Origin of the sequence: Lentzea rhizosphaerae, from assembly GCF_042649515.1 — a bacterium.
GTDB classification, from domain to species: Bacteria; Actinomycetota; Actinomycetes; order Mycobacteriales; family Pseudonocardiaceae; genus Lentzea; species Lentzea aerocolonigenes.
Map to the genome: position 1 here is coordinate 1 of NZ_JBHRZI010000015.1, position 25,184 is coordinate 25,184.

At 67.8% G+C, this 25,184-nt stretch carries 24 protein-coding genes and 1 pseudogene; 9 read left to right on the forward strand and 16 right to left on the reverse strand.

What is annotated here, in order from left to right:
* The 5 genes from ACFOWZ_RS16885 to ACFOWZ_RS16905 all read right to left on the reverse strand — a co-directional run bounded on the left by ACFOWZ_RS16885 (position 1) and on the right by ACFOWZ_RS16905 (position 5,854).
* A complete protein-coding gene (locus tag ACFOWZ_RS16885; protein WP_382373476.1) occupies positions 1–1,605 on the reverse strand; it encodes an alpha/beta hydrolase in 1,605 nt (534 codons plus the stop codon).
* A gap of 63 nt (positions 1,606–1,668) precedes the next feature.
* Positions 1,669–2,640: an L-histidine N(alpha)-methyltransferase gene (egtD, locus tag ACFOWZ_RS16890; protein WP_382373478.1), complete on the reverse strand. Its 972-nt coding sequence runs from the start codon at positions 2,638–2,640 to the stop codon at positions 1,669–1,671.
* A complete protein-coding gene (gene egtC / locus ACFOWZ_RS16895; RefSeq protein ID WP_382373480.1) occupies positions 2,637–3,365 on the reverse strand; it encodes an ergothioneine biosynthesis protein EgtC in 729 nt (242 codons plus the stop codon). The genes egtD and egtC overlap by 4 nt, the downstream gene beginning before the upstream one ends.
* A 3-nt stretch (positions 3,366–3,368) precedes the next feature.
* Entirely contained in the window at positions 3,369–4,658 is a 1,290-nt protein-coding gene (gene egtB / locus ACFOWZ_RS16900; RefSeq protein ID WP_382373482.1) for an ergothioneine biosynthesis protein EgtB, read from the reverse strand.
* Positions 4,655–5,854, reverse strand: coding sequence for a glutamate-cysteine ligase family protein (locus tag ACFOWZ_RS16905; RefSeq protein WP_382373484.1), 1,200 nt, complete (start codon positions 5,852–5,854; stop codon positions 4,655–4,657). Before ACFOWZ_RS16905 ends, egtB begins: the two co-directional genes overlap by 4 nt.
* A gap of 355 nt (positions 5,855–6,209) precedes the next feature.
* Between ACFOWZ_RS16905 and ACFOWZ_RS16910 the strand changes: the two are divergent.
* Positions 6,210–6,263 (forward strand): annotated as a pseudogene (locus ACFOWZ_RS16910) (hypothetical protein); the annotation flags it as partial.
* Between the two features lie 354 nt (positions 6,264–6,617).
* Here the strand turns inward: ACFOWZ_RS16910 and ACFOWZ_RS16915 are convergent.
* Both ACFOWZ_RS16915 and ACFOWZ_RS16920 read right to left on the reverse strand, forming a co-directional pair.
* Positions 6,618–9,491 carry a PQQ-dependent sugar dehydrogenase gene (locus ACFOWZ_RS16915; protein ID WP_382373486.1) on the reverse strand — a complete coding sequence of 958 codons (2,874 nt, stop codon included), beginning with the start codon at positions 9,489–9,491 and terminating at the stop codon, positions 6,618–6,620.
* A gap of 246 nt (positions 9,492–9,737) precedes the next feature.
* Positions 9,738–9,890, reverse strand: coding sequence for a hypothetical protein (locus ACFOWZ_RS16920; RefSeq protein WP_382373487.1), 153 nt, complete (start codon positions 9,888–9,890; stop codon positions 9,738–9,740).
* 154 nt (positions 9,891–10,044) lie between these two features.
* Between ACFOWZ_RS16920 and ACFOWZ_RS16925 the strand changes: the two genes are divergently transcribed.
* Positions 10,045–10,638 carry a TetR/AcrR family transcriptional regulator gene (locus tag ACFOWZ_RS16925; protein ID WP_030470246.1) on the forward strand — a complete coding sequence of 198 codons (594 nt, stop codon included), beginning with the start codon at positions 10,045–10,047 and terminating at the stop codon, positions 10,636–10,638.
* Between the two features lie 31 nt (positions 10,639–10,669).
* Positions 10,670–11,959: a cytochrome P450 gene (locus ACFOWZ_RS16930; protein WP_382373490.1), complete on the forward strand. Its 1,290-nt coding sequence runs from the start codon at positions 10,670–10,672 to the stop codon at positions 11,957–11,959.
* A gap of 200 nt (positions 11,960–12,159) precedes the next feature.
* Here the strand turns inward: ACFOWZ_RS16930 and ACFOWZ_RS16935 are convergent, their stop codons facing one another.
* A complete protein-coding gene (locus ACFOWZ_RS16935; RefSeq protein ID WP_382373492.1) occupies positions 12,160–13,629 on the reverse strand; it encodes a peptide MFS transporter in 1,470 nt (489 codons plus the stop codon).
* A gap of 178 nt (positions 13,630–13,807) precedes the next feature.
* Here ACFOWZ_RS16935 and ACFOWZ_RS16940 point away from each other — a divergent pair, with 178 nt between their 5' ends.
* Both ACFOWZ_RS16940 and ACFOWZ_RS16945 read left to right on the forward strand, forming a co-directional pair.
* Positions 13,808–14,341, forward strand: coding sequence for a TIGR03086 family metal-binding protein (locus tag ACFOWZ_RS16940; protein ID WP_382373494.1), 534 nt, complete (start codon positions 13,808–13,810; stop codon positions 14,339–14,341).
* A gap of 85 nt (positions 14,342–14,426) precedes the next feature.
* Positions 14,427–15,089, forward strand: a complete 663-nt coding sequence (locus tag ACFOWZ_RS16945) for a glycoside hydrolase family 75 protein (RefSeq protein WP_382373496.1) — start codon at positions 14,427–14,429, stop codon at positions 15,087–15,089.
* A 332-nt stretch (positions 15,090–15,421) separates the two neighbouring features.
* Here the strand turns inward: ACFOWZ_RS16945 and ACFOWZ_RS16950 are convergent, their stop codons facing one another.
* Positions 15,422–15,889 carry a GNAT family N-acetyltransferase gene (locus ACFOWZ_RS16950; protein WP_382373498.1) on the reverse strand — a complete coding sequence of 156 codons (468 nt, stop codon included), beginning with the start codon at positions 15,887–15,889 and terminating at the stop codon, positions 15,422–15,424.
* Positions 15,886–16,386 carry a DUF4262 domain-containing protein gene (locus ACFOWZ_RS16955; RefSeq protein ID WP_382373500.1) on the reverse strand — a complete coding sequence of 167 codons (501 nt, stop codon included), beginning with the start codon at positions 16,384–16,386 and terminating at the stop codon, positions 15,886–15,888. The genes ACFOWZ_RS16950 and ACFOWZ_RS16955 overlap by 4 nt, the downstream gene beginning before the upstream one ends.
* Positions 16,387–16,513: 127 nt before the next feature.
* Here ACFOWZ_RS16955 and ACFOWZ_RS16960 point away from each other — a divergent pair, with 127 nt between their 5' ends.
* A complete protein-coding gene (locus ACFOWZ_RS16960) occupies positions 16,514–17,350 on the forward strand; it encodes a helix-turn-helix domain-containing protein (RefSeq protein WP_382373502.1) in 837 nt (278 codons plus the stop codon).
* Positions 17,350–17,514, forward strand: coding sequence for a DUF397 domain-containing protein (locus ACFOWZ_RS16965; protein ID WP_382373504.1), 165 nt, complete (start codon positions 17,350–17,352; stop codon positions 17,512–17,514). The genes ACFOWZ_RS16960 and ACFOWZ_RS16965 overlap by 1 nt, the downstream gene beginning before the upstream one ends.
* Before the next feature lie 353 nt (positions 17,515–17,867).
* On the opposite strand, the gene ACFOWZ_RS16970 is transcribed toward ACFOWZ_RS16965, so the two are convergent.
* Both ACFOWZ_RS16970 and pdxT read right to left on the reverse strand, forming a co-directional pair.
* On the reverse strand, positions 17,868–18,617 hold the full coding sequence (locus ACFOWZ_RS16970; RefSeq protein ID WP_382373506.1) for a YebC/PmpR family DNA-binding transcriptional regulator: 750 nt from the start codon (positions 18,615–18,617) through the stop codon (positions 17,868–17,870).
* Entirely contained in the window at positions 18,614–19,240 is a 627-nt protein-coding gene (pdxT, locus tag ACFOWZ_RS16975) for a pyridoxal 5'-phosphate synthase glutaminase subunit PdxT (RefSeq protein WP_382373508.1), read from the reverse strand. The genes ACFOWZ_RS16970 and pdxT overlap by 4 nt, the downstream gene beginning before the upstream one ends.
* 134 nt (positions 19,241–19,374) lie before the next feature.
* Between pdxT and ACFOWZ_RS16980 the strand changes: the two genes are divergently transcribed.
* Positions 19,375–20,355 (forward strand): Rieske 2Fe-2S domain-containing protein, encoded by a 981-nt coding sequence (locus ACFOWZ_RS16980; RefSeq protein WP_382373510.1) that lies wholly within the window; start codon positions 19,375–19,377, stop codon positions 20,353–20,355.
* Between the two features lie 648 nt (positions 20,356–21,003).
* On the opposite strand, the gene ACFOWZ_RS16985 is transcribed toward ACFOWZ_RS16980, so the two are convergent.
* Together ACFOWZ_RS16985 and ACFOWZ_RS16990 are read right to left on the reverse strand one after the other, a co-directional pair.
* Complete coding sequence (locus ACFOWZ_RS16985; protein WP_382375057.1) at positions 21,004–22,347, reverse strand: amino acid permease; 1,344 nt, start codon at positions 22,345–22,347, stop codon at positions 21,004–21,006.
* Positions 22,348–22,486: 139 nt separating this feature from the next.
* Entirely contained in the window at positions 22,487–23,674 is a 1,188-nt protein-coding gene (locus ACFOWZ_RS16990) for a trans-sulfuration enzyme family protein (RefSeq protein ID WP_382373512.1), read from the reverse strand.
* Positions 23,675–23,748: 74 nt separating this feature from the next.
* Here ACFOWZ_RS16990 and ACFOWZ_RS16995 point away from each other — a divergent pair, with 74 nt between their 5' ends.
* Entirely contained in the window at positions 23,749–24,189 is a 441-nt protein-coding gene (locus ACFOWZ_RS16995) for an Lrp/AsnC family transcriptional regulator (protein ID WP_030466175.1), read from the forward strand.
* A 3-nt stretch (positions 24,190–24,192) separates the two neighbouring features.
* On the opposite strand, the gene ACFOWZ_RS17000 is transcribed toward ACFOWZ_RS16995, so the two are convergent.
* Positions 24,193–24,501, reverse strand: a complete 309-nt coding sequence (locus ACFOWZ_RS17000) for an AzlD domain-containing protein (protein WP_382373515.1) — start codon at positions 24,499–24,501, stop codon at positions 24,193–24,195.
* Entirely contained in the window at positions 24,480–25,175 is a 696-nt protein-coding gene (locus ACFOWZ_RS17005; RefSeq protein WP_382373517.1) for an AzlC family ABC transporter permease, read from the reverse strand. Before ACFOWZ_RS17005 ends, ACFOWZ_RS17000 begins: the two co-directional genes overlap by 22 nt.
* Between the last annotated feature and the right edge of the window lie 9 nt (positions 25,176–25,184).

The following is a 25,184-nucleotide window of genomic DNA, read 5'->3' on the forward strand; positions in this document are numbered from 1 at the left end:
TCAGGCGAACGGTTGCACGTTCGGCTGGTACACCGAGCCGTTCACCGGCGGCGTGAGGTCGACCAGGTACCGCGTCACGGCCGCGTCGGCGCCGGCCGAGTCACCGAGGATGCAGTGACCGAAGGCGTCGACGCTGATCAGGCGCGCGTTGCCGAGCTGCTTGGCCATGCGCTGCGAGAACAGGTACTGCGTCGCCGGGTCGTAGTAGTTGCCCACCACGACGACCGGGTTCTTCGTCTTGCGGTTCCACGGGCCGATCCAGCGGTCCGGGTGGCGCGTCGGCCACGTGGCGCAGGTCAGCAGGTCGGACGCGGCCTGGTAGCGGCCGAACGTCGGCGACTCCTTCTCCCACTTGGCCGCCGTCGTCGCCCAGTTGCGGGTCGACTTCGTGAACGGCTTGTCCGTGCAGTTCACCGCGTAGTACGAGTCGTCGGCGGTGTACGGGGTGTCCGGCAACGCACGGACGTCCGCGCGGCCACCGAGGTTGTTCAGCACCGGAACGTCCACAACGGACTGAACGCCCAGAGCAGCAGCGGCCGACGGGTTCTGCGCCGCGTGGATCGCCTGCAGCCACGCCGTCAGCGCCTTGAACGTCGACGGGCTGTACAGGTTGCTCGACGTGCGGCCGACGAGCGTGGTCAGGTTGACCTGGGAGCCGTCCGGCAACGTCGTCGGGCCCTTGCGCAGCGTCTCGCGGATCTTGTCGAACTTCTTGCGAGCGTCACCGGCGAACGCGCACTTCGCCACACCCACGGTGTCGCAGCGCTTCAGCATCGCGTCCAGCGCGATCTCGAAGCCACGAGCGCGCTCACGGTCGTACTGCGCGCCGTTGGTCAGACGCAGCTGCGGGTCGACGTTGCCGTCCAGCACCAGAGCACGCGACTTCTGCGGGAAGATGTTGGCGTAGGTCGCGCCGAGCAGCGTGCCGTACGAGAAACCGACGTAGGTGAGCTGCTTGTCGCCGACGGCCTCGCGCATGACGTCGAGGTCGCGCGCGACGGCCTCGGTCGACATGAAGTTGAGCAGCGGACCGGCGTTGATCTTGCAGTAGTCCGTGTAGGCCTTGGACTGCCGGATCGTGCTCGCGATCTCGTCCTTGGTGATCGGCAGTGCGAACCAGCCGTCGTTCACCGCGTCGGCCTCTTCCTGCGTGCGGAAGCAGCGCAGCGGCGCGCTTCGGCCCACACCCCGCGGGTCGAAGCCGATGAGGTCGAACTTCTCGAGGATCTCCGGCGTGAAGAAGCTGGAGCCGTAGGCGCTGTAGATCAGGCCGGCGCCACCGGGACCGCCGGGGTTGATGAAGAGCGAACCGATCTTCTTCGACGGGTCGAGGGCGGGCCGCTTCATCATGATGATGCCGGTGGAGTCCCCGCGCGGCCGCGAGTGGTCGACGGGCACCTGCTGGACGGCGCAGCTCACCTTGTCGCGCTGGGCCGCGGGGATCTCGGCGAGGACGTCCGCCGCGCACGGCCCCCAGGCGGCGGGTCTCGTGGTCGAGGAGGCTTCTGGCTGGGCTGATGCGGCACCCAGCCCGGAAACGACCGTGCCGAGCGCGAGCGCACTGACGAGCGCCACGCGCACGGCACGCGTAGTTGCAAGGGTCATCGATGCAGCCCACCACTGACGGTGGGCCGCTTGTACCCGCCTAACGGATGGTTGTCTGTCTCGTTACACCGCTTGGGCGAGCGAAACCGCGAACCTGCCCTCCGTGTCCGTCCACCACCGGTGCAACGAGAACCCGCCCTCTTCCAGCTCTCGCCGCACCCCGTCCTCGCGGAACTTCGCCGACACCTCGGTGCGCAGCTCCTCGCCCGCGTGGAATTCCACGGTCAGCCCGAGGTCCGCGAGCGTCACCCGCATGTCCCGCAGGGCGCGCAGGCGCATCTCGATCCACTCCTGCTCGGCGTTCCACAACGCCACGTGCTCGAACGCCTCGACGTCGAAGTCGCCGCCGACCTCGCGGTTCAGCACGTTCAGCACGTTGCGGTTGAACTCCGCCGTGACGCCCTGCGCGTCGTCGTACGCGCGCACCAGCGTCTCCTCGTCCTTCACGAGGTCCGTGCCGAGCAGCAGCCACTCCCCCGGCTCCAGCACGTCGCGGACCGTGCGCAGGAACTTCTCCCGCTCCTCCGGGATCAGGTTGCCGATCGTGCCGCCCAGGAACGCCACCAGGCGCGGCGACTCACCGGGCAGCAACGCGAGGTGCTGCGTGAAGTCGCCGACCACGCCGTGCACGCGCAGGCCCGGGTAGTCCGCCATGATCGCGTGGGCCGCGTCCGTCAGCGCCGACACCGAGACGTCCTGCGGCACGAACTCCTGGAGCGTGCCGTGCTCCCGCAACGCGCTCAGCAGCAACCGCGTCTTCTCCGACGAACCGGACCCCAGCTCCACCAGCGAGTGCGCGCCGGTGGTCGCCGCGATCTCGCCCGCGCGGTCGGCGAGCACCTCTCGTTCGGCGCGGGTCGGGTAGTACTCGGGCAGGCGCGTGATGTCCTCGAACAGCTCGCTGCCCACGGCGTCGTAGAACCACTTCGGCGAGACCCACTTGGGGGCCGCGGTCAGTCCGGCACGCACGTCGGCACGTAGCGCGTGTGCGGCGTCCTCCGGTTTGAGATGAACGTCCAGCACCGGCTCGGTCATATCGGTCGAACCTCCACAGTGGATGGATCAGCGACCACCACGTGGTTGTCGGGGATCTCCCGCCACGCGTCGTCGCCGTCGAGCGGTTCGGAGGCGAGCGTGACGCTCTCCCCGTCGTGCAGGACCCACAGCGAGTGGGTCCACGTCGTGCCGACGATCACCGAACCATTGGTCATCAGGAAGTTGAGGCGCGACGCGGGTGCGGCGGCCACGACTTCTTTGGTGAGTTCAACAAGCACGTCCGCCGGGTTCTTCCCGGTTTCGAGTCGTCGCCTGACCAGCGTCCACAACAGAGCGGAGTCGACCGGTGCGTCCATCGTGAGCAGGTCGGTCACCGGCACAGTCCGCGCCAGCTCCGCGACCGACTCCGGCCAGTCGGAGACACGTCCGTTGTGGCTGAACAACCAGGTGCCGTCGGTGAACGGCGCGCACGCCGGGTCGACCACCGGCATGCCGACGGTGGCCGACCGCACTGCCGCCAGGAAGGCAGTGGACAGCGTGGTCATCGCGAGCTGGCGCAGGTTGGCGTCCGCCCAGATCGGGCCCGCGCGGCGGTACCTGATCGGACCGGGGAACCATCCCACGCCGTAGCCGTCGACGTTGATCGTGCCGCCGCCGTGCATCAGCTGCGGCGCGTAAGCCTGCCGCTCCAACGAGTCCGGTGCGTCGAAGAGCAGGTCGTCCAAGCGCAGGGCGGGGCCGAGGTAAGCCAGATGGCGGCACATCTCTCAGGCGTCCCTGGCGCAGCGGAAGCCGGAGAAGATCTGCCTTCTGATCGGGTAGTCCCAGTTGCGGAACGTCGAGCGGATCGCGGACCTGTCGGTGCCGAACGAGCCACCGCGCAGCACCTTGTAGTCCGGCCCGAAGAACACCTCCGAGTACTCGCGGTACGGGAAGGCCTCGAAGCCCGGGTACGGGTGGAAGTCCGTCGACGTCCACTCCCAGACGTCACCGATCAGCTGGTGCACGCCCGCGGGAGACGCGCCCGCCGGGTACGCGCCGGCCGGGGCCGGGCGCAGGTGGCGCTGGTCGAGGTTCGCGTGGATCTCGGTCGGCTCCTCGTCACCCCACGGATAGCGGCGCGAGCTCTGCGTCGCCGGGTCGAAGCGGGCCGCCTTCTCCCACTCCGCCTCGGTCGGCAGGCGCTTGCCCACCCACGTCGCGTACGCCTGGGCCTCGTGGAAGCACACGTGCACCACGGGTTCGTCCGGCACGATCGGCTCGGTCACGCCGAACGCGGTGCGGCTGAACGAGTTCCCCTCGCGGTGCCAGAAGCGCGGGCCGGTCAGCTTGGCGGTGGTGCGGTGCTCCCAGCCCGCTTCCGTCCACAGGCGACGGTCGTCGTAGCCACCGGCGAGGACGAACTCGGCGTACTCGGCGTTCGTGACCGGGGTGGTGTCGATGAAGAACGCGTCGACGTGGACGGCGTGCGCGGGACGTTCGTTGTCCAAAGCCCACGGTTCGTCCGAGGTGCCCATCTCGAACGGTCCACCCGGGATGAACGCTTCCGTTGCGGCGACGAGGTTTCCGCGCGGCGGTGCGGGCGCGTGCAGGACCGGTTCGCCGGTGCGCAGCTGGTGCGTGGCGAGCATCGTCTCGTCGTGCTGCTGCTCGTGCTGCACGATCATGCCGAACGCGAAGGCGTTCTCGACGAGCCGGCGGCCCTGCAACGGCACCTTCTCCAGCACGTCGAACACCTTGCCGCGCACGTCCCCGACGTACTGGCGGGCCTCGCGGGGGTTGAGCAGCGGTAACTCGGGCCGGACGCTGCGGCCGTACTTGAACGCGTCGTAGTACTCGTCGATGTCGCTGCGGACCGGTTCACGACCGCCGACGTCGCGAACGAGCCACAGCTCCTCCTGGTTGCCGATGTGCGCCAGGTCCCAGACCAGTGGCGACATCAGCTTCGAGTGCTGCCGCACGAGGTCGTGCTCGTCGACGGCATCGGTCAAGGCGGTGGAACGCGCGCGCGAACGCAACAGTTCCTCCGCCACCTGCTCGCGGAGTTCTTCTGTCACAGCTTCCCCTCAAGCTCCCGGCTGATGGTGCTGATCTGATCCTGAGAAAGACCGGTGCGGTGCAACGCCTCGATGCCGAGCGCGACGACGTCCTTCGCCGCTCTGGCAATGCGTTCGTCCGCCATCCCGTGCCGTGCGGCGACGAGCCACCGCCCGGCGGCCCGTTCGGTCGCCGCCAGCACACCGTCCACAACGGACGGGTCGCTGAACAGCGCCACGAGCAGCGCACTCGGCGCGATCCACCCGCCAGGCGCGGGCGTGTCCAGATATCTGATCTCGATGTACCCGCGCGGCCGCACCGGAGGGAACATCGTGGTGAGGTGGTAGTCGAGGTCGTCGCTCGTGGGGCTGCGGTCGAGCGCCCCGTCGATCCACTCGGCGAACGTCAGGCTGCGTGGCGGAACCCAGCTCTGGCTCGGCCCGCGCACGACGATCACCGGGGTGTCGACGACGCGTTTCGCGTAGGCGGCGGCCGGATCGGCGCACACAGCACTGGGTCTGGTGCGCACGGGATCCGTGCCGTAGAGCGTCCGCATGCGCGCCGACGCCCAGTCCTCGTGCATCCCGCCGATGCTCGGCGAGTTCGCGAACAACGCGATGAGCACGGGCCCGAGCTGGTGCACGGCGGCCCATCTGTCCTTGAGGTGCTTCTCCTCGCCGAAGTCGAGGCACACCTGCAGCCCGGCGGTGTTGCACATCATGGCGATGCCGTCGCCGCCGACGTGGCTGAACGCGTGTTCCATCGCGGCGTACCGGGGCACCTGCAGCATGCGCGTGGGGCTGCGGTGCTGGTCAGCGCCTCGGTCGCCGAGCACGAGACCGTGGTCCGCCAGCATGGCGGTGAGATGGGAGATGTCCTGGGCGACCGTGCGGAAGAGGTCCGGGAGGCTGGTGCAGGGAGGAGTCGAGATCTCGACCTGCCCGCCCGGTTCGACGGTCAGCGGGGTGCCGCTCGGAAGCGGCCTCTGGGGGCTGTCTGGAACCAAAGTCGGTGGTGCGTGCTCGCCGAGGGCGGTGGCGAGTCGGTGTCGATCGAGGACCTGGGCAGGGTCTTCGGCGTGGTGCACGGTCCACTCGAGCTCCACGCCGAACAGCCTCGGAGGGCCGTGTTTGAAACAGACCGAGGCGACGTAAGCCTCGGCCTCGGCGCGATCGGCGAACCTCGCCGGCGCCGGTTGGTCACGCAACGCAGTCACGCTGCCACACTCCCCGTGATCGAATGGCGCGTTCGACGCTACACGCGGGGTCTGACAGTTGCAGCCCTCAAATCCTTACGGATCAAGTGATGTGCCCGTGTGTACGCGTGCGCACGAGCGTCAACGCGCGAGGCGCTCCTGTTGTTTGGCGCGAAAAGCACGTTCGGGCCGATAGATGGCCCGGACGTGCTTTTCGCGCCAAACGCGGCACCGGGTGCTCCACTGATCGTGGTGACAACCGTGACAGTTCAGCCTGTGGGCGACGTCAAGAAGCGCGAGTACAGGTCGCAGGTCCGCGAGGAGGGCGCGCGGCGCACCAGGCAGGCGGTCGTGGCCCACGGCCGCGGAGCTGTTCGTGGCACGCGGGTACGGCAGCACGTCGCTGACCGACGTCGTCAAGGCCGCGGACGTTTCCCGGCCGACGGTCTTCGCCGCGTTCGGGTCCAAGCCCGCCCTGCTGAGCGAGGTGCTGGACGAGGCGCTGGCGGGCGACGACCCCCGGAGGCGGCGGAGCTGTGGGCGACGCTGCTGCGCAACCGCCGTGCGGGTGCGGCGATGGTGGTCGAGCAGGCGGGCAGGCTCGGGCCGCTGGCCTGCGACCTCGACACCGCGATCGACGTGGTGTGGATCTACAACGACCCGGCGCACTACGCGTCACTCGTCGACGAACGCGGCTGGCCCGTGGCCAAGTTCCGCGACTGGCTCGCGCGCAGCACGAAACGGGCGGTCCTCGGCTGAGGACCGCCCGCTCCCGCTCAAAAAATCACGTCCTGGCGTTCGACCGCCCGCGCAGCACGGTGTTGCCCGTGGAGGCGTTCTTGATGGCCGTCTCGATCTGAGCCATCGTCGACGACGAGGTGATCCCCGGAACCGTCGCGGTGTTCAACGCGTACAACGTGAACGTGTACGGGTTGGTCGAGCCACCGGGACAGGGCCCGAAGAACTTCTGCGAGTTCGCACCGGACCCCATCGCCTTCTGCTTCGCCCCGCCCTGACCGGGAACGGTGAAGCCCGCTCCGAGATTCTCCGGGAACGAGGTCGTGGCAGCCGGGATGTCCCAGATCGCCCAGTGCAGCTTGTTGCCGTTGTTCACGCGGTCCGCGAACACGATGGCGTACCCGGCAGCACCAGTAGAAGCACCCCACGCCAACGGCGGTGACGGGTCCTGGCCCGCCACGCCGTCACCGGCGCACGTGTACTTCGCCGGGATCATCGCGTCGTCCGCGAACGCCGAGGACGTCAGCTTGAAGCCACCGCCTCCGCCCGAGTACTGGATGTCGATCAGCAGGATCCGGTCGTTGTTCGCGGTGCCGTCCTTGTCCGTGGACGTGGTCAGCCAGATGTCGCCGTCGTGGTCGACCTCGACCGTGCGCAGACGGTTGTAGGTGCCCTGGAAGTACACCTTCTGATCCACCAACGCGTCGTTCGAGTCGATCCGCATCCGGTAGACCCGCTGACCCACCGTGGTGGCCACGAAAACGTGGTCGTTGATGATCGTCAGGCCGGACGGCGAAGCCTGGGACGTCGACCAGGTCTTCTTCGGCGCGATGTACCCGGAACAGCTGCCCGAGGTCCCCTCGCAGTGCGGGTAACCGTAGTTGCCGCCCTTGGTGATCAGGTTGACCTCGTCCTGCGTGGAGTCGCCGAACTCGGACTCCCACAACCGGCCCTTCGAGTCGAAGTCGAGGCCCTGCGGGTTGCGGTGGCCGAACGACCAGACGGCGTTGCCGAACGGGTTGTCCGACGGGATGGAGCCGTCGAGGTTGATGCGCAGGATCTTGCCGTTGAGCGAGTTCTTGTTCTGCGGGTTGTTGTCCGGGTTCTGCGCGTCACCGACGGACACGTACAGCTTGCCGTCCACCGGGCCGTACCGCAGGCGACCGCCGTTGTGGTAGCGGTTCTTCGCCATGCCCTGCAACAGGATCTGGTACGAGCTCTGCACCAGTGCGCCGTTCTCGTACTTGATCCGGATGACGCGGTTGCCCTCGGACGCCGTGTGGTAGACGTACAGCCAGTGGTCGGTCGCGAACGACGGCGAGACCTCCAGGCCGAGCAGGCCGCCCTCACCGTTCGTGCCGACGGCCTGGCTGATCTTGCCGGCCAGCGTCTTCTGCCCGCTCTTGGTGAGCCGGTAGATGTTGAACGTGTTGCGCTCGCTGAACAACGCCGAACCGTCCGGCAGGAACACCACGCCCCACGCGACGTCCACGCCGGACGCGATCGTGGACACGGCACCGGGCTCGGGCGTGCCGGAAGGCCCACCGGCCGCCGGGGTCACCTTGATCTCGTTGGACAGCCCCGACTTGTTGCCCTTGGCGTCCTTGGCGAGCACTCGGAACGCGTACTCGGTGCCGGTGGTCAGACCGGCGACGGTCGCCGAGGTGGCGTTGCCGTCGGCGGACTGCTTGACCGCGCCGTTGACGTAGATGTCGTACCCGGTGACGCCCACGTTGTCCGTGGAGGCGTTCCAGGCGATGTCGACGCTGGTCGCGGTCTTGCCGGTCGTGCGCAGGTTGCCGGGCACGGTGGGTGCCTCGGTGTCCGGCGGCGCGGGCTGCGTGCGACCGGGCACGTTGTTGGAGGCCTGCGAGACGTTGCCCGCCGCGTCCTTGGCGATGACGGTCCAGTCGTACTCGGTGTCGGGCTGCAGGCCGGTCGCGGTGGCCTGGAGCACGTTGCCGACGCTCGTGACGTGCTGGCCGTGCTGGTAGACGTCGTAGCCGACGACCCCGACGTTGTCCGTGGCCGCCTCCCACTTCAGCGACACGGTGGTGGACGTCGAGCTGACGAACTGCAGGTTCCTCGGCGGCGACGGGGGCTCGTTGTCGACCGGGCCGACCAGCACGGCGGACAGCTTGTCCGCGTTCGGGCCGCCGTTCGCGGTCGTCGCGGTCGCCTTGATCTTGTTCGCGCCCGCGTGCAGCGTGACCCTCGCGGTCCGCGTCTGCCACGTCGTCCACGCGCCGGTGCCGGGGAACGACACGGTCTGCGGGCTCGCGCCGTCCACGGTCACCGAGACCGGGCGGTCCGTCGTCGTGCCGTTGGCGTACCGGAACGTGAGCTCGTGCTCACCGGCCTGGTCCGCGTTGATCGTGTACTCGACGGACGACCCCACCACGTTGTCGTAGTTCACGAAACCGGTGCCGGAGAAGCCCGCGTGGTTGGACTCCACGACGCCCTGGGAGATCGTCGCGTTCTCGGCCTCCTGCTCCAGGGCCGCGGTCGCCTCCTCGACCTCCACGTAGTCCAGGTTCGGTCCGCCCGTGGCACCCGTCGACGTGAGCTTGATCTTGTTCGAGCCCGCGTTCAGGTTCACCGCGTTCTCGACCGACGTCCACGTCGTCCACGCGCCCGTGCCCGCGAAGGCGCGTTCGTCGACCGCGAGGCCGCCGTTGACGCTCACGTCGACCGGCCGGTTGTCCGCGGTTCCGTTGGCGTAGCGGAAGACCAGCTTCGCCTGACCCGCCTTCGAGGCGTTCACGGTGAACTCGACCGAGCTCCCCGCGACGTTGTCGAAGTTGACGAACCCCGTTCCGGAGAAGCCGGCGTGGTTCGACTCGACCACGCCCTGCGAGAGCGTCGCGTTCTCCGCTTCGTACCGGACCGGCGCCGCGAGGGCCGACTCCGGTACCGACATCACTGCGATGGCTGTTGTGCAGGCAACACCCATCGTGCCGAGCGCGCGAAACGCCCGACCTCTGCTCGGTGCCACTGTTGTGCCTCCCACAAGACGGGTAGGGGGATCACTCAGAGCGGCGGCGGATTCAGTTATTGGATAGAAACTTTCCTATCTGTCGCGCAGATCACACCACCACGTGACAAGTCCTGTCAACCCTTCAGCGACGTGCGGGAAAGCGCTTACCGCAACCCGTGACGTGGCCCGTTACCGATCCCGGTTCTCGGCCAGAGCGGCGATCAGGTCCGAGACCGTGCGACTGAGGAGCAGATCGACCACGTGGACGCCTGTGGACTCACGCCGCTGCCATCCCAGGCGCTCCGCGAGCGTCGACAGCTTGACGTACTCCTGCGTCTCCATGGCGGAGGAGGATATTGGTGACTGGAGATGTGTCAGCGCAGGCCCGGCCGTTGATCCACACGAAAGTGATCACCGCTGAAGATCACACGGATGGAGCCGTCCAATCCGTACGTACGGATTGGATTTCCCACCTTCCTCCTGACACCATCTACAGGTGCCCAGGGTGAGCCAGGACCACCTCGACGCCCGCCGCCGTCAGATCCTCGACGGCGCGCGTGCCTGTTTCGCACGCCACGGCTACGAGGGTGCCACGGTACGCCGGTTGGAAGAGGCGACGGGACTCTCCCGCGGTGCGATCTTCCACCACTTCCGCGACAAGGAGTCGCTCTTCCTCGCGCTCGCCGAGGACGACGCCCTGCGCATGGCGGACGTCGTGGCGGAGCAGGGTCTCGTCCAGGTCATGCGCGACCTGCTCGACGAGCCGGAGAAGCGGACCGAGGAGCACGCGGCCGACTGGCTCGGCACGCGCCTGGAGGTCTCGCGCAGGCTCCGTACGGACCCGGACTTCCGCGCGCGGTGGGCCGAGCGGTCCGAACAGCTCACGGCCGCGACGAGGCAGCGGCTCATCCGGCAACGCGAGGCCGGCAACCTGCGTGACGACGTGGACGTGACGGTCCTGACGAGCTTCCTGGAGCTCGTGCTCGAAGGCCTCGTCTCCCACCTCGCGATGGGGCTTCCGGCCGACGACATGGAACCTGTACTCGATCTGGTAGAAGAAACCGTTCGCAGGCACCGCCGCAGCTCTTGAAGGTTCTTCACATAAACCTCAAGGTGGACCTATGTCGTCCACGCTGAAGACCGCCGCCCAGTTCTTCGCGGTGCGCACGCTCGTCCGCGGCTACGCGCTGCTCGGTGACCCGTACGCGGGTGTCATCGCCTCGCCGCCGGGTCGCGACCCGTATCCGATGTACGAGAAGATCCGCGCCAAGGGCGACATGGTCCGCAGTCGCATGGGCGCGTACGTCACGCCGTCGCGCGCGATCTGCGACTCGGTGCTGCGGGACAACAGGTTCCTCACGATGACGTTCGACGAGGCGTCGATGGTGCCGATCACGCTGGTCAAGGACGGCGAGAAGATCGTCAACCCGGTGCAGGACTCGTTCCTGATGATGAACCCGCCCAACCACACCCGGTTGCGCAAGCTCGTGCAGCCGTTCTTCACGCCGCGCGCACTCAAGGACCGCACGGCGTCGATCCAGAAGATCGTGATGCAGTACCTGGACCGGCTGGACGGCCGGTTCGACGTGGTCCAGGAGTTCGCCTCGCAGGTGCCGATCCAGGTCATCGCGGACCTGCTGGGCGTGCCCGACGACGACAAGGCGACCTTCGCGCGGTGGGGTACTTCGCTCGCGGAGACGCTCGACGGCGTGTGGTCGCACAAGCAGCTGAAGAACCTGCACGAGACGATCATCGAGTACAACGACTTCATCGACGGCCTGATGGACTCCCGGCGCCGCAACCCGAAGGACGACATCGTCAGCCACCTCGTGACGCAGCACGCCGACCTCAGCCGCGAGGATCTCGTTGCCACGACCGGTTTGTTGCTGTTCGCCGGGTTCGAGACGACGGTGAACCTGATCAGCAACGGCGTGCTGAAGGCGTTCGAGAACCCGCACACCGTCGCGCCGCTCGCGCAGAGTCCCGAGTACGCGGAAGGGTTCGTCGAGGAGGTCCTGCGGCTCGACCCGCCCGTGCAGTACACGATCCGCTGGCCGAAGGAACGCCTGGAACTCGCCGGAGTGAGCCTGCCCAAGGGAATGCCGGTGATGCTCATGCTGGCGGCGGCCAACCGCGACCCGCGGGTGTTCAAGGACCCGGAGAAGTTCGACCCCACGCGGTCCAACGCGCGTGAGCACCTCGCGTTCAGCGCGGGCATCCACTACTGCATCGGCGCGGGGCTGAGCCGCATCGAGGGAGCGGTCGCGTTGCACGAGCTGTTCAAGCGTTTCCCGGACCTGGCGCCGGACGGTCCGGTGGCGCGCAGGAAGTCGAAACTGATCCGCGGCGCGTTGCGACTTCCGGTTCGAGCGAACGAAACCAAACGATCACTGGCGGTGAAGAACACCTGACGTGGGGCGAAATTCGTCGCAGCACGTGCTCGACTTCACCCGGCTGGAGCAATGTTCGTGCCCCAATGACACATCTGCGTAGTGCATCCTTGTAGGTGAGAGGGAGACCCGCCGCACCGCCGCCGCGACGGGCCTCCCTCTCGCCTTTTGGATGAACGGCGCTTTTGTCCACCTGAGGTGGACAAAAGCGCCGTTCATCGTTATTCCACGCCCGCCATGAGCTTGCGGATGACCGGCGTCGCCACCGCGAGAGCCGCGCCCAGCACGATCGCCGCGCCGCCCAGCGTGAAGAAGTACGCGGACGGGCTCGTCGTGTAGAACTTCACGAGCTGCGCGGCCACACCGGTGCCGGCCGAGACCGCGAGGAACCACAGGCTCATCGTCTGCGAGGCGAACGCCCTGGGCGCCAGCTTCGTCGTCACGGACAGGCCGACCGGCGACAGCATGAGCTCACCGCAGGTCATGATCAGGAACATCAGCACGAGCCACAGCGGCGTCACCTTGCCGTCGGCGGCCGAGTTGCTCGCGAAGTACATGAGCACGAACGACAGACCGACGAGCACGAGTGCACCGGCGAACTTGCGCGGGGTCGACGGCGCGCGGTCGGCGAGCTTGAGCCACAGCCAGGCGAACACCGGCGCCAGCGCGATGATCATGATCGGGTTGATCGACTGGAACCACGCGACCGGGAACTCCCAGCCGAACACGTGGTTGTCGACGTGGGAGTCGGCGAACTCCGCGATGACCGACGCGCTCTGCTCGAAGATCAGCCAGAACATCGCGGCCGCGATGAACAGCGGGATGTAGGCCAGGACGCGCGGCTTCTCCTCCGGCAGCGTCTTCTTGCTGCGGTACATCACGGTGAAGTACGTGATCGGCAGGACGATCGACATGATGCTGATCATCAGGATGACGCCCTCGACGCCACCCAGCAGGTACGCCACGACGCCCAGCGCGCCGATCGCGACCACGACACCGCCGATGAGGCCGTAGACGCGACCCTTCTCCTGCTGCGGCAACGGGTTCGGCGCCACGGCGGCGGAACCGCGCAGGTTCTTGCGGCCGATGCGGTACTGGACCAGGCCGAGCGCCATGCCGACCGCGGCGACGGCGAACCCGGCGTGGAAGCTGATGCCGTCGGCCAGGGCGCCGGTGATCAACGGCGAGACGAACCCACCGATGTTGATCGCCATGTAGAAGATCGTGAAGCCGGCGTCGCGGCGCGTGTCGTGCTTCTCGTAGAGGCCGCCGACGACGGTGGAGATGTTCGGCTTGAGCAGGCCGGTGCCCAGGACGATGAAGATCAGGCCGAGGTACACGCCCGTGATCCCGATCGGCAGCGCCAGTGCGATGTGGCCGCACATGATCAGCACGCCGCCGTAGAACGTGGCGCGCTGGCCGCCCCAGACGCGGTCGGCGAGCCATCCGCCGGCCACGCCGGACATGTACACCGCGGTGCCGTAGATGGCGACCACCGACAGGGCCAGCGCCTTGTCGACGCCCAGGCCACCTTCAGAGACGGCTGTCCACAGGTAGAGGCCGAGGATGGCCTTCATCCCGTAGAACGAGAACCGTTCCCACAGTTCGGTGAAGAACAGCGTGGACAGGCCTCGGGGGTGCCCGAAGAAGCCCTTGTCCTGCGCGGAGATGCTGGCGCTGGGAGCGCTCACGTCATCGTCCTCTCGTGTCAACGATGTCACGGCGGATCCGTGGCACATTACGCCGAACGTTCGTACCGCTAACAACTCGGGTTGCGTCCGAGTGGCCCAACTCTCACGCCGGGGTGCGGGCTTGAGCGGGATTTGATGCACTGCTGGGATGGACTTGATCCAGGCGCACGGTGTGGCCATGACGGAGTTCGACCGGCGGGTGCGGGCGATCGCACCGGACCAGTGGGTGCTCGGCACGCCCTGCCGGGAGTGGTCCGTCAGAGACCTGGTCGGTCACCTGGTCTACGAACAGCTCTGGGCCCCTGAGTTGCTCGCCGGCTGCACGGTCGAACAGGTCGGCGACCGGTTCGACCACGACAACCTCGGGGACGACCCGCTGGTGTCCTGGGTGGTCGCGGCCGCGGCGGCGCGCGAGGCGTGGCTCGAGCCGTCGGCGTTGACGAAGACCGTGAGCGTGTCGTCGGGGACGATCGACGCCGAGGAGTACTGCTGGCAGATGACCACGGACCTCGCCGTCCACGCGTGGGACCTGGCGCGCTCGATCGGCGCGAGCGAACGCATCGACCCCGACCTGGCGTCGACCGTTCTGGGGTACGTGGAGCGGAACATCGAGCAGTGGAGCCAAAGTCCGCTGTTCGACACACCGGTTCCGGTCGCCTCGGACGCGGACGACCAAACACGACTGATAGGACTTCTGGGACGTAAGCCCTAGCGCCTTGACACCCGCGACATGAGTTGCGCAGAGTGATGACACCGCCGCTTTCAGTCAGGAAAGTTCCCTGTCGAAAGAGGTGGAAATGCGCAAGCTCGCCCCAGGGCTTTTCGCCGTGTCCGCGCTCGTCGCTTCCCTCGTGGCGTCCCCCGCCGCCCAGGCGGCGGGGCCGAGCGCCGCGCAGCTGCTCGCCGAGCTGACGTCGTGCCAGCAGATCTCCAGCGGCAAGTACCGCAGCGATTCCGAGACCGCTGCGAACATCCCGGTCTGCGGCAAGAACGGTGCGGTTTGGTACAAGGCCGACCTGGACATCGACTGCGACGGCCAGCGGACGTCGAAGTGCAACGAGAACACCGACCCGTGGTTCCAACCCGACACCGCCTTCCACGACTCGAAGGGCAAGCCGCTGGTCGCGGACAAGCTCCCGTACGTGGTGGTACCCAGTGCGAGCGGCACCTGGGACTACCGGAAGTTCGGCATTCAGGGCGGCGGCGTCGTGGCCGTCATCTACAACAACAGGGTCGAGTACGCCGTCGTGGGCGACACGGGCCCGAAAGCGATCATCGGTGAGGCGTCCTACGCGGCCGCGGTGAACCTCGGCATCAACCCGAACCCGGAGAGCGGCGGGACCGACGGCCCGGTGCACTACCTCTACTTCAAGAACTCGAAGGTCTCCCCGATCGAGGACCACGGGAAGGCCACGTCGCAGGGCGAGGCCCTGGCCCAGAAGTTCCTCAACGAGAACTGAGTTTCTGAAGCGCCCCGCCCCGCATCCCCCTCTGCCTCCTGCGAGGCGGGGCGCTCCTCCCCCGGCCCGCGGTCTCCCGGATCCCCCGGAAGCGGTCGACCGCACGGCCTTTCTACAGGTAGATCGTTGTCCGGTGTCGAAGCTGGACGACCGGACAACGAGCTCCGGACAACGTTTTGGTCTCCGCACAACGCTGCCCCCGGCGCCGGATGCGCCGGGGGCAGCGGGTGCCGGACGGATCAGCCGACGTGTGATCGACGTCCGCACCGGTGGTTGGTCGTGGGTGGACCGCTTCCAGACCGTGCCAGTCGCGCGTGACCAGTCCCTGAACCTCAGATGACCTTCTGCTCCAATGTGACGCACCTGATGCCCACGGCGTCGAGGTGCTCGCTCGTGCGGACGAACCCGGCGCTCTCGTAGAACCTCAGGTTCTCGTCGCTCTCGGCGCCGGTGAACAGCCAGACGACCTCGACCTCGCCCGGCGCCTGCGCGGTGATGTGCTGCAGCAACCGCCGCCCGACGCCGCCGCCCTGCACGTCGGGCGCGACGGCCAGCCGGGCGACCTCCATGCGGTCGCCGTCGACCCGGCTGCGCACCGACCCGACGAGCCTCGCCCCGTCGAACGCCCCGAGGGCCGGCGTGCCGTCGCTCAGGTGGGCGCGGATCTCGTCGAGCGTCTCCACGAGCGGCGGCAGGTCCCACGCTCCGTACCGGCGGGCCTCCTGGAGGTACGCGGCACGCTGGACCGTCATGACCTCGCCCGCGTGCTCGCGCGCGATCGGTCCGATGTGGACGGTCACGGCCCGGTGACCCCCGGCGTCCAGCTCTCCGGCAGACCGCTCTCGGTGAGGATCAGCTGGTGGTCGTGGAAACCCTCGGGCGCGTCCGGCTGCCACGGCCACTTCCCCTGCGGCGTCGGCACGATGATCTGCACGGCCGCGAACTCCGACCCGTCGTAGAGCAGGTACGCGCTGCCGAAGAACTCCGGGTAGAAACCCTTGTACACCCGCTCGAACGTGATCGGCACGCCCGCGAAGAAGTCGAAGTACAGCTGGCCGGGCACGAACCGCTCACCGCCGCTGGCCCGCTTCACGTACGCGTTGATCAGCGTCTCGCCCATGCCCTGGTCGAGCCCGATGACGACCGCCTCGGCCACGCCGAACCGCCGCCACGCCCCCACCGAGAACACGTACCCCGCGCCCTCGGCGTCGGGGTTCACGACGATGGTGGCGTGACCGTGCCGGTCGGAGATGGAGAGCAGCCGGGCACGCAGCTCGATGTCTTCGTCGGAAAGCACGCACTCCACCCTACGGCACCTCTTCAGTGCCTTATGCCTGCTTGGAGCTGCTCCAAGACTCCCACCTTCAGGCAGATTTGGCCGTGAACGATGGAGTCCGGCCCACCTCGACTCCTAGCGTTCCGCCATGCCCAAGAGAGAATCCAGTGTGGTGGGCCGCGAGTTCGGCAACGGCGTCCGCACCGCCATCGAGCGCACGGGACTGACGCAACGCAGGCTCGCCGAACTGCTCGGCTGGCAGGAAGCCAAGATCTCGGATCTGTTGGCAGGCAAAGGCGGCGTGACCAAGGAAGAGGTCATCGCCCTTCTCGCCTACTGCCGCACTACCGCCGAGGAACGGGGACGCCTGGTGGCGTTGTTCCTGGAGTCCGGGGAGAAGGGCTGGCTCCAGTTCCCCGAAGACGGTGTGCCGGACCAGGTCCACACCTTCATCGAGCACGAGAAGAAGGCCAAGAAGATCATCGCGTGGTCGCCGACCCTGGTGCCGGGCGTGCTTCAGATTCCCGAGTACGTCCAGGTCGTCACCGAGGCCTCACCCGTGATCGAGGCCGACGACGTCCCCGCTGTCACCGCGGCGAGGAGTGTGCGGGCGAAGATCCTCGACGGAAGCCGCCAGTTCGTCTTCTACGTGCACGAGTTCGCCCTGCGGCTGCAGGTGGGTGGCCTGGAGGTCTGGCGGGAGCAGCTGGCACATCTGCTGAGGGTGTCGGTGCGGACGTACGTCAGCATCCGGGTCATCCCGGCGTCGGCGGGAATGCACGCAGGCACGTCGGGCGGCTTCTACGTGATGGAGTTCCCGAAGTACCCGACCGTGGTCTATCTGGAGACTCTGAACCGCTGCCTCTTCCTCGACGACGCCGAGACCGTCAAGGTTTACGAGACCACCCTCAAACACCTCGCTGCCGTCGCTTTGGATGATGCAGAATCGAGGGCGGTGATCGACAGCATCTTGGAGGGCCACTGATGACCATCTGGCGCAAGAGCAGCTACAGCGGTAGCGGTGCTGACTGCGTGGAGATCGGGCGCGGCGTCGGCATCCGGGACAGCAAGGCGCCTGCCACCCACCTGCCCGTCTCGGCAGACGCCTGGCATGCGTTCCTCAACGAAGTTCTGGCTCGACACCAGTGAGTTCGACATTCGCCTCCCACACGCAGCGAGCGCTTCGTCCGCGAGCTGACCGCGCACGTCCAGGTCCAGAACTGTCCTGACGGCGGGCCACGCTCTGGCGCGGCAGCGAGCAGCGGCATCAGCCAGTCGACGAGCACGACGCACGGCGGTGTCGACCCTCTTCGCGCACTTCCTCGCGACGCGCGGCCCGTTCGACCCCGGCCCCACCTGTCAGGACACGCTCCTCGCCGGCCTGGTGGCCGCGACCGGGCGGGCACCGACGCGGACCCGCCCGTCGCGTTCGCCCGCCTGGCCGACCGGTGGAAAGCAAAAAACGCCGGCCCCGCAGGACCGGCGTTCGTTGCGTGCGGGTCTCAGCCGACCTCGGCCATGACCTCGTCCGACACGTCGAAGTTGGCGAAGACGTTCTGCACGTCGTCGCAGTCCTCCAGCGCGTCGATCAGCTTGAAGATCTTCTTGGCGCCCTCGGCCTCGAGCTGCACCGAGACCGACGGCAGGAAGCTCGACTCGGCCGACTCGTAGTCGATGCCGGCCTCCTGGAGAGCCTTGCGCACCGGGATCAGGTCGCCCGCCTCGGAGACGACCTCGAAGGCCTCTCCCAGGTCGTTGACCTCCTCGGCACCGGCCTCGAGCACGGCCATCATGACGTCGTCCTCGGTCGTGCCCGCCTTCGGCACGATCACGACGCCCTTGCGGCTGAACATGTACGACACCGAGCCGGGGTCGGCCATCGAGCCGCCGTTGCGGGTCATGGCCGTGCGGACCTCGGTGGCGGCGCGGTTGCGGTTGTCCGTGAGGCACTCGATGAGCACCGCGACGCCGTTGGGCCCGTAGCCCTCGTACATGATGGTCTGCCAGTCGGCGCCGCCGGCTTCCTCGCCGCCGCCGCGCTTGCGGGCGCGCTCGATGTTGTCCAGCGGGACCGAGTTCTTGCGGGCCTTCTGGATCGCGTCGAAGAGCGTCGGGTTGCCGTCGGGGTCGCCGCCGCCGGTGCGGGCCGCCACCTCGATGTTCTTGATCAGCCGCGCGAAGAGCTTGCCGCGCTTGGCGTCAATAGCGGCCTTCTTGTGCTTGGTGGTCGCCCACTTTGAGTGGCCGCTCATTTCTCCTCCGTCGAACTTCGGACCATGTCAACGAACAGGCGGTGAACGCGCTCGTCGCCCGTGAGCTCCGGGTGGAACGCCGTCGCCAGCACGTTGCCCTGCCTGACCGCGACGATCCTACCGGCGGCGTCCCCCGCTTCAGCCGTAACAGGCACCGTAGCGAGCACCTCGACGTCGCCGCCCACCGCCTCCACCCAGGGTGCCCGGATGAACACGGCGTGAACGGTCTCGCCGGCCAGGTCGAGGTCCGTCTCGAAGGAGTCGATCTGCCGTCCGAACGCGTTGCGCCGGACCGTGACGTCGAGCCCGCCGAGCTGGTGCTGGTCCTCGCGGCCGTCCAGGACGCTGTCGGCCAGCAGGATCATGCCCGCGCACGACCCGTAGGCGGGGAGGCCGGCCTTGATCTTCGCGCGCAGGGGCTCCAGCAGCTCGAAGTTGTCGAGCAGCTTGCTGATGGTCGTCGACTCGCCGCCGGGGATGACGATGCCGTCCAGCTCGTCGAGCTCCTCCGGACGGCGGATGGGGCGTGCGGTGACATCACACTTGGCCAGCGAGACCAAGTGCTCCTGGACGTCACCCTGAAGGGCGAGCACTCCGATGACGGGTGGGGCAGCGACAACCATGTCCACCAGCATATTTGACGCGCCGGGGGCCGTTGGCAGTGGTTGCCCCTGGGCGTTTCAGCCCAGCGCGCAGTGATCGTTTTTCCTCCCGACGGACGTCGATCCTGTCGAGTTAACGACGTTAACTCGTTGACGTGTCCAGCATCGATGACCACATGACCACCCTGCCCCGCGATCCGCGCGCCGACGAGTACCCGATGCCGTTCGTGCCGCACGGCTGGTACGCGGTCCTGCGCAGCGTCCAGCTCCCTCGCGGGAAGGTCGTGCCCCTGCACTACTTCGGCCGGGCGCTCATCGCGTTCCGCGGCCCCGACGGACGGCCCGCGGTGCGTGACGCCCACTGCCCGCATTACGGCGCGCACCTCGGCGTCGGCGGGAAGGTGGTGAACGGGGAGGTCGAGTGCCCGTTCCACGGCTGGCGGTTCGGCGCGGACGGCCGGTGCACGCACGCGCCGTTCGCCGCCCGGCCGCCGAAGGTGTCGATCGGCGGGTTCGACGTCCGGGAGCACAGCGGGCTGATCTTCGTCCACACCGGGCCGGACCCGACCTGGGAGGTGCCGGAGATCCCCGAGGCCACCGCCCGCGAGTTCGCTAGCCCCATCGACGACGTGCAGACCGCACGCATCCACATCCAGGAGATGCGCGAGAACATCGTCGACGAGTCCCACTTCCACTTCATCCACGGGCAGAGCGAACCGCCGGTGCAGAACCTGGTCGTGGACGGGCCGTTCGCCGAGGTCCGCGGCCGCTTCGCGCGGAAGGTGCTGGCCTGGGAGGTCGACAACACCTTCGACGTGTTCATGTACGGACCCGGCGTCATGGTGGTGCGGGTGTTCGGCAGCATGCTCTCGCTGACCGCCATCGCACTCACCACGCCGATCGACGACCGCACGAGCGAGCTGCGGATGCTCTACCACGTCCGCAAACCCGCCGGGCTGCCGTTCCTCGCGCCCGCGCTCAAGCTCGTCTTCCGCACGCAGGCGCTCGCCGAGGTGCGGGAGGAGGTCCGCATCTGGGACCACAAGGTCCACCAGGCCCGTCCGGTGCTGCTCCAGCACGAGCGCGGGATCAAGGCGCTGCGACGCTGGTACGCGCAGTTCTACCCCGTTTCCTGAAGACACGCGGGGAGCTTTCGTTCACTCTGAGTGCACGAAGGGGCCCCGCGTGCTCAAGAAGAACGGGCGTGCCGGGCACGGAGCACCCGCAGAGCCCGCAGTGTGTTCCACCGGCTGGGGGCTCCGCGTGGTTCCAGTTCGAACCAGACCTTGCCGGGGTGCGGTGCGCAGCCGCGTCACCGCTAAGCCCCTGGCCAGGAGTCTTGTCCGATCCATGGGGCTCGTTGGTGCCGAGTGCGTCTGCAAGTACCACCAACTCTTGATCGAATCGCCGCTACCTGCACCCAACCCGCTCGTCGCCGGCTGTGCGGCACGGCCCTGTTGGTAGTAGGGAAGTGCCTGTTGATGTTGAGTTGGTGGTACTTGCAGACGCCATCAGAGCCAGAGGCACGTCCGCCAGGCGAGTTACCACTTCTCGCCGTACAGCGTCGGTGTCCACCGGCCGTTCGCGTCCCGGTGGGACAGCAACGAAGCGCCCCACCCCTCCACGGCGATCCGGGCGCGCTCGGTCCTACTCGGCCGCGGGGACGTCGCAGAGATCGCGCAGCACCTGCCACCGAATCGCCGGATCCGAGTCGAGCAACCAGGAAAGGGTCCCCTCGTCCACCGCCGCAACGGCAGTCGAGGAGACCCTCTCCAACGCTGGTGTCAGTCGACCGAGACCAGCTGCTCCTGCTGTGCCGCGGCCTGCTCGCGCGACTTCACGAACCGCCAGCCGAGGAACAACACCAGCGCCAGCACCGGAATCGACCAGAACGCGATCTTCTCCGCCGTGCCCGCGAACGCCATCTGCCCGATCACCAGCGCGAGGAACGCGAGCGTTCCCCACGACGTGTACGGCGCGCCCGGCATCCGGTACGACGGCCGCGCGACCTCGCCCGCCAGTGCCTTCTTGCGCAACCGCATCTGGCAGATGATCAGCGTGGCCCACGTGGACACCACGCCCAGCGACGCCACCGCGATCGCGATGTCGAACGCCTCCTTGGGCACGGTGTAGTTGAGCACCACGCCGAAGAGATAAGCCGCACCGGTGAAGAGAATGCCGCCGTAAGGCACGTGCCGGGAGTTCATGCGACCGGTGAACGCGGGCGCCTCACCCTTCTGCGCCAACGACCTGAGAATCCGGCCGGTCGAGTACAGACCCGAGTTGCACGACGACAGCGCGGCGGTCAGCACCACGGCGTTCATGATGTCGCCGACCGCCGGGATGCCCAGCGCGGAGAACACGGTCACGAACGGCGACTCGGTGCCGGTGAAGTGGTCCCACGGCAGAAGCATCGTCAGCAGCAGCACGGAACCGACGTAGAAGATGGCGATCCGGTACACCACGCCGTTGATCGCGCGCGGCATGATCTTCTCAGGGTCCTTGGTCTCCCCTGCCGCGATACCGACGAGTTCGATGGCGGAGTAGGCGAACACGACCGCCTGCAACGTCATCAGCGCGACGCCGAAGCCCGCCGGGAACAGGCCGCCGTGGCCGAGAGTGTTGGACACCGACGCGGTGGTGCCGCCGACGTCCGCGTTGCCGATGACCAGGCTCGTACCCACGACCAGGAAGACGACGATCGCCGTCACCTTGATCACGCTGAACCAGAACTCCAGCTCACCGAAGAGCTTGACCGACAACATGTTGATCGCGACCAGCACGACGAGTGCGACCAGCGCGGTGATCCACTGCGGCAGGTCCGGGAACCACTTGTGCATGTAGATCGCGACGGCGGTGATCTCGGCGATGCCGGTCATCGCCCAGTTCACCCAGTACATCCAGCCGGACGTGAAGCCCGCCCACGGGCCGATGAACTCGCGGGCGTACTCCACGAAGCTGCCGGCGACAGGGCGGTGCAGCACGAGTTCGCCCAACGCGCGCATGACGAAGAACGCCGCGAGACCGCACAACGCGTAGGACAGGATCAGTGACGGCCCCGCCGTGGCGAGGCGTCCGCCCGCCCCCAGGAAGAGGCCGACGCCGATCGCGCCACCGATTGCGATCATCTGCACCTGGCGCTTGCTCAACGCCTTGGTGTAGCCGTCCGCATCAGTTTCCACAGAACTCACGAGGAGGTTCCTTCCGAAACGGAAAAATGCTCGCGTCGGAACCTCCCGCGCCCCGACGCGCTGATGCATCGGGACCCTAGTGAGCCGCGCTCATCGCCAAGTAATCATTTGGGGAAGGCTTAACGTAATCGACGTCACACAACGCCGCGTTCAGGTCGTCCCAAATGTCTTCCACATACTCAAGTCCAACTGAAATGCGCAGCAAATTCTCCGGAACGCCCGAGGCCCGCAAATCTTCTCCGGGCACGAGCCGGTGGGTGAGCGCCCACGGGTGCTCGATCAGCGTGTCGACCGAACCGAGCGACACCGCCGGGGTGATCAGACCCAGCCGCCGCACGACCTCGGTCGGGTCGCCGTGCACGCCGAACGCGATCATCGCGCCGGTCCCCCGCATCTGCAGCGACGCGGTCGGGTAGCGCACGAACTCGACGGCGTCGTGCTCGGCGAGCCGCACGGCCAGGACCGCCGCCGAGCGTGAAGCCGCCTCGACGCGCAGGGGCAGCGTGGCGAGCCCGCGGTGCAGCAGGTAGCCGCCCAGCGGGTGCAGCACGGCGCCCGTTATGATCCTGACCTGCCGCAACGCCGCCGCGCGGTCCTCGGAGCAGGCCACGACGCCGCCGAGCACGTCACCGTGCCCGCCGAGGTACTTGGTGCCGGAGTGCAGCACGTAGGAGGCCCCGTGCAGGGCCGGGTTCTGCAGGATCGGGGTCGCGAAGGTGTTGTCGACCATCACCGGCACCGAACCGGCCTGGCGCACGACGTGGTCGATGTCGACCAGGTCCAGGTTCGGGTTCGCCGGCGTCTCGACGACGACCAGCCCGGTGTCCGGCCGGATCGCGGAGGACACCAGACCTGCTTCGACGTAGGTGGTGGAGACGCCCAGGAGACCGGACGACAGCAGGTGGTCCGTGCCGCCGTAGAGCGGCCGCACGGCCACGACGTGCGGCTTTCCGGCCATCACGCACGCTGCCTGGATCACGGCGGTCACCGCGGCCATGCCGCTGCCGAACGCGACGGCGGCCTCGGTGTGCTCGAGAGACGCGAGCGCCTGCTCGAACCGCGCGACCGTCGGGTTGTGCAGCCGCGCGTACACGGGCGAGCCGGCCCGTGCCGCGCCCGTCGCCCACTCACCCAGTGCCTCCCCGCCGAGCGCCTGGTCAGGCACGGGGTAGGTGGTGGACAGGTCGATGGGAGGTGCGTGCACGCCGAGCTCCGCGAGGTCGTCGCGGCCGCCGTGCACTGCGATGGTCTCGATGCGCGTCATGGCCCGAATGGTGGAGACTTCATCGGCAGAGCGGTCGATGAACCGCAGCCGATTCGGTGGAAGGGAGAGAAGCCGTGCTGGATTCGATCGACGAGGCCATCGTGCGGGAGCTGCGGAAGGACGCGCGGCTGCAGAACAAGGACCTGGCCGAACGCGTGAACGTCGCGCAGTCGACGGCGGTGGTCCGGCACCGGGCGTTGCGGGAGCGCGGCGTGATCACCGGCTACCACGCGGAGGTCGACCTGAACGCGCTCGGACGGCACGTCCAGGCGATGCTCGCGGTGAAGATCCGGCCGCACACCAAGGAGATCGTCGACCCGTTCATGTCGTACGTGCTCTCATTGCCCGAAACTCTCGCACTCTCACACGTGACAGGTCCGGAAGATTTCCTGGTGCACGTCGCGGTATCGGACGTCGGTCACCTTCAACGACTGGTGCTGGACAAGTTCACCAGTCGCCGGGAAGTGACGGAGGTGCACACGAATCTGCTCTTTTCGCACGTGCGGAAGCACTGAATTCTATGCAATTCCGACAAACCTCAACCCGGCCGTGGTGAGTGCGGCCAGCACGATGACCGCGACGAACGGCAGTTTGCGCCAGGCCGCGATCCCGCCGACGACCACGCCGATCGCGAGCGCGAAACCACCGAACTGCTTGCCGCTCGTCAACGCCGAGATCGCCACCAACGCGAACAGCAACACGGTCGCGCTCGCCGAGAGCAGCTCGCGCACTCGGTCGGGCAACGTGACGCGGTCGCGCAGCAACGGCCCGGCGAACCGGATCGCGAAGGTGCCGGCCGCGAGGATCAGGATCGCGGTGACGGGCACGGCTCCTCCTTCTTCGTCCTGAACACGAACAGACCGGCGAGCGCGAGCAGCACAGGCACACCAGCGGGAAGAAACGGCGTCGTCGCCAGCGCGATCGCAGCCCCCACGAGCGCCGCGTTGCGCGTGGCCGCGTCCTTGAGAGCCGGCAACGTGAGCGCGAGCAGTGCCGCGGGGAACGCCGCGTCGAGCCCGAACGTCATCGGGTCACCGATCGCCTGTCCAGCGAGCGCACCGACGAGCACACCCGTGTTCCAGGAGATGAACAACGCCACGCCACACGCCCAGTACGCCGCCCGCGCTCTCGCGGGATCCTTCTGCGCCATGGCAAAGGCCGTCGACTCGTCGATGAGCAGGTGACTGCCGACGATCCGGGCGAGCGGGCTGCGGCCCAGCACGTCCCCGATCGCGAGCCCGAACGGCAGGTGCCGCGCGTTGAGCACCAGCCCGGCCAGCACCGCGGCGGCAGGACTGCCACCCGCGGCGACGATGCCCACGGCCATGAACTGCGAGCCACCCGCGAAGATCGCCACCGACATCAGCACCGGCACCCACCACGCCAGGCCGGAGCTCACCGAGATCGCGCCGAAGGAGGCACCGGTGACCGCGGCACCCAGTGCCACCGCGGCCACGTCACGCAGGAGCACAGCATCAAGAGTTCGCCATATCGAACGCATCACCCACTA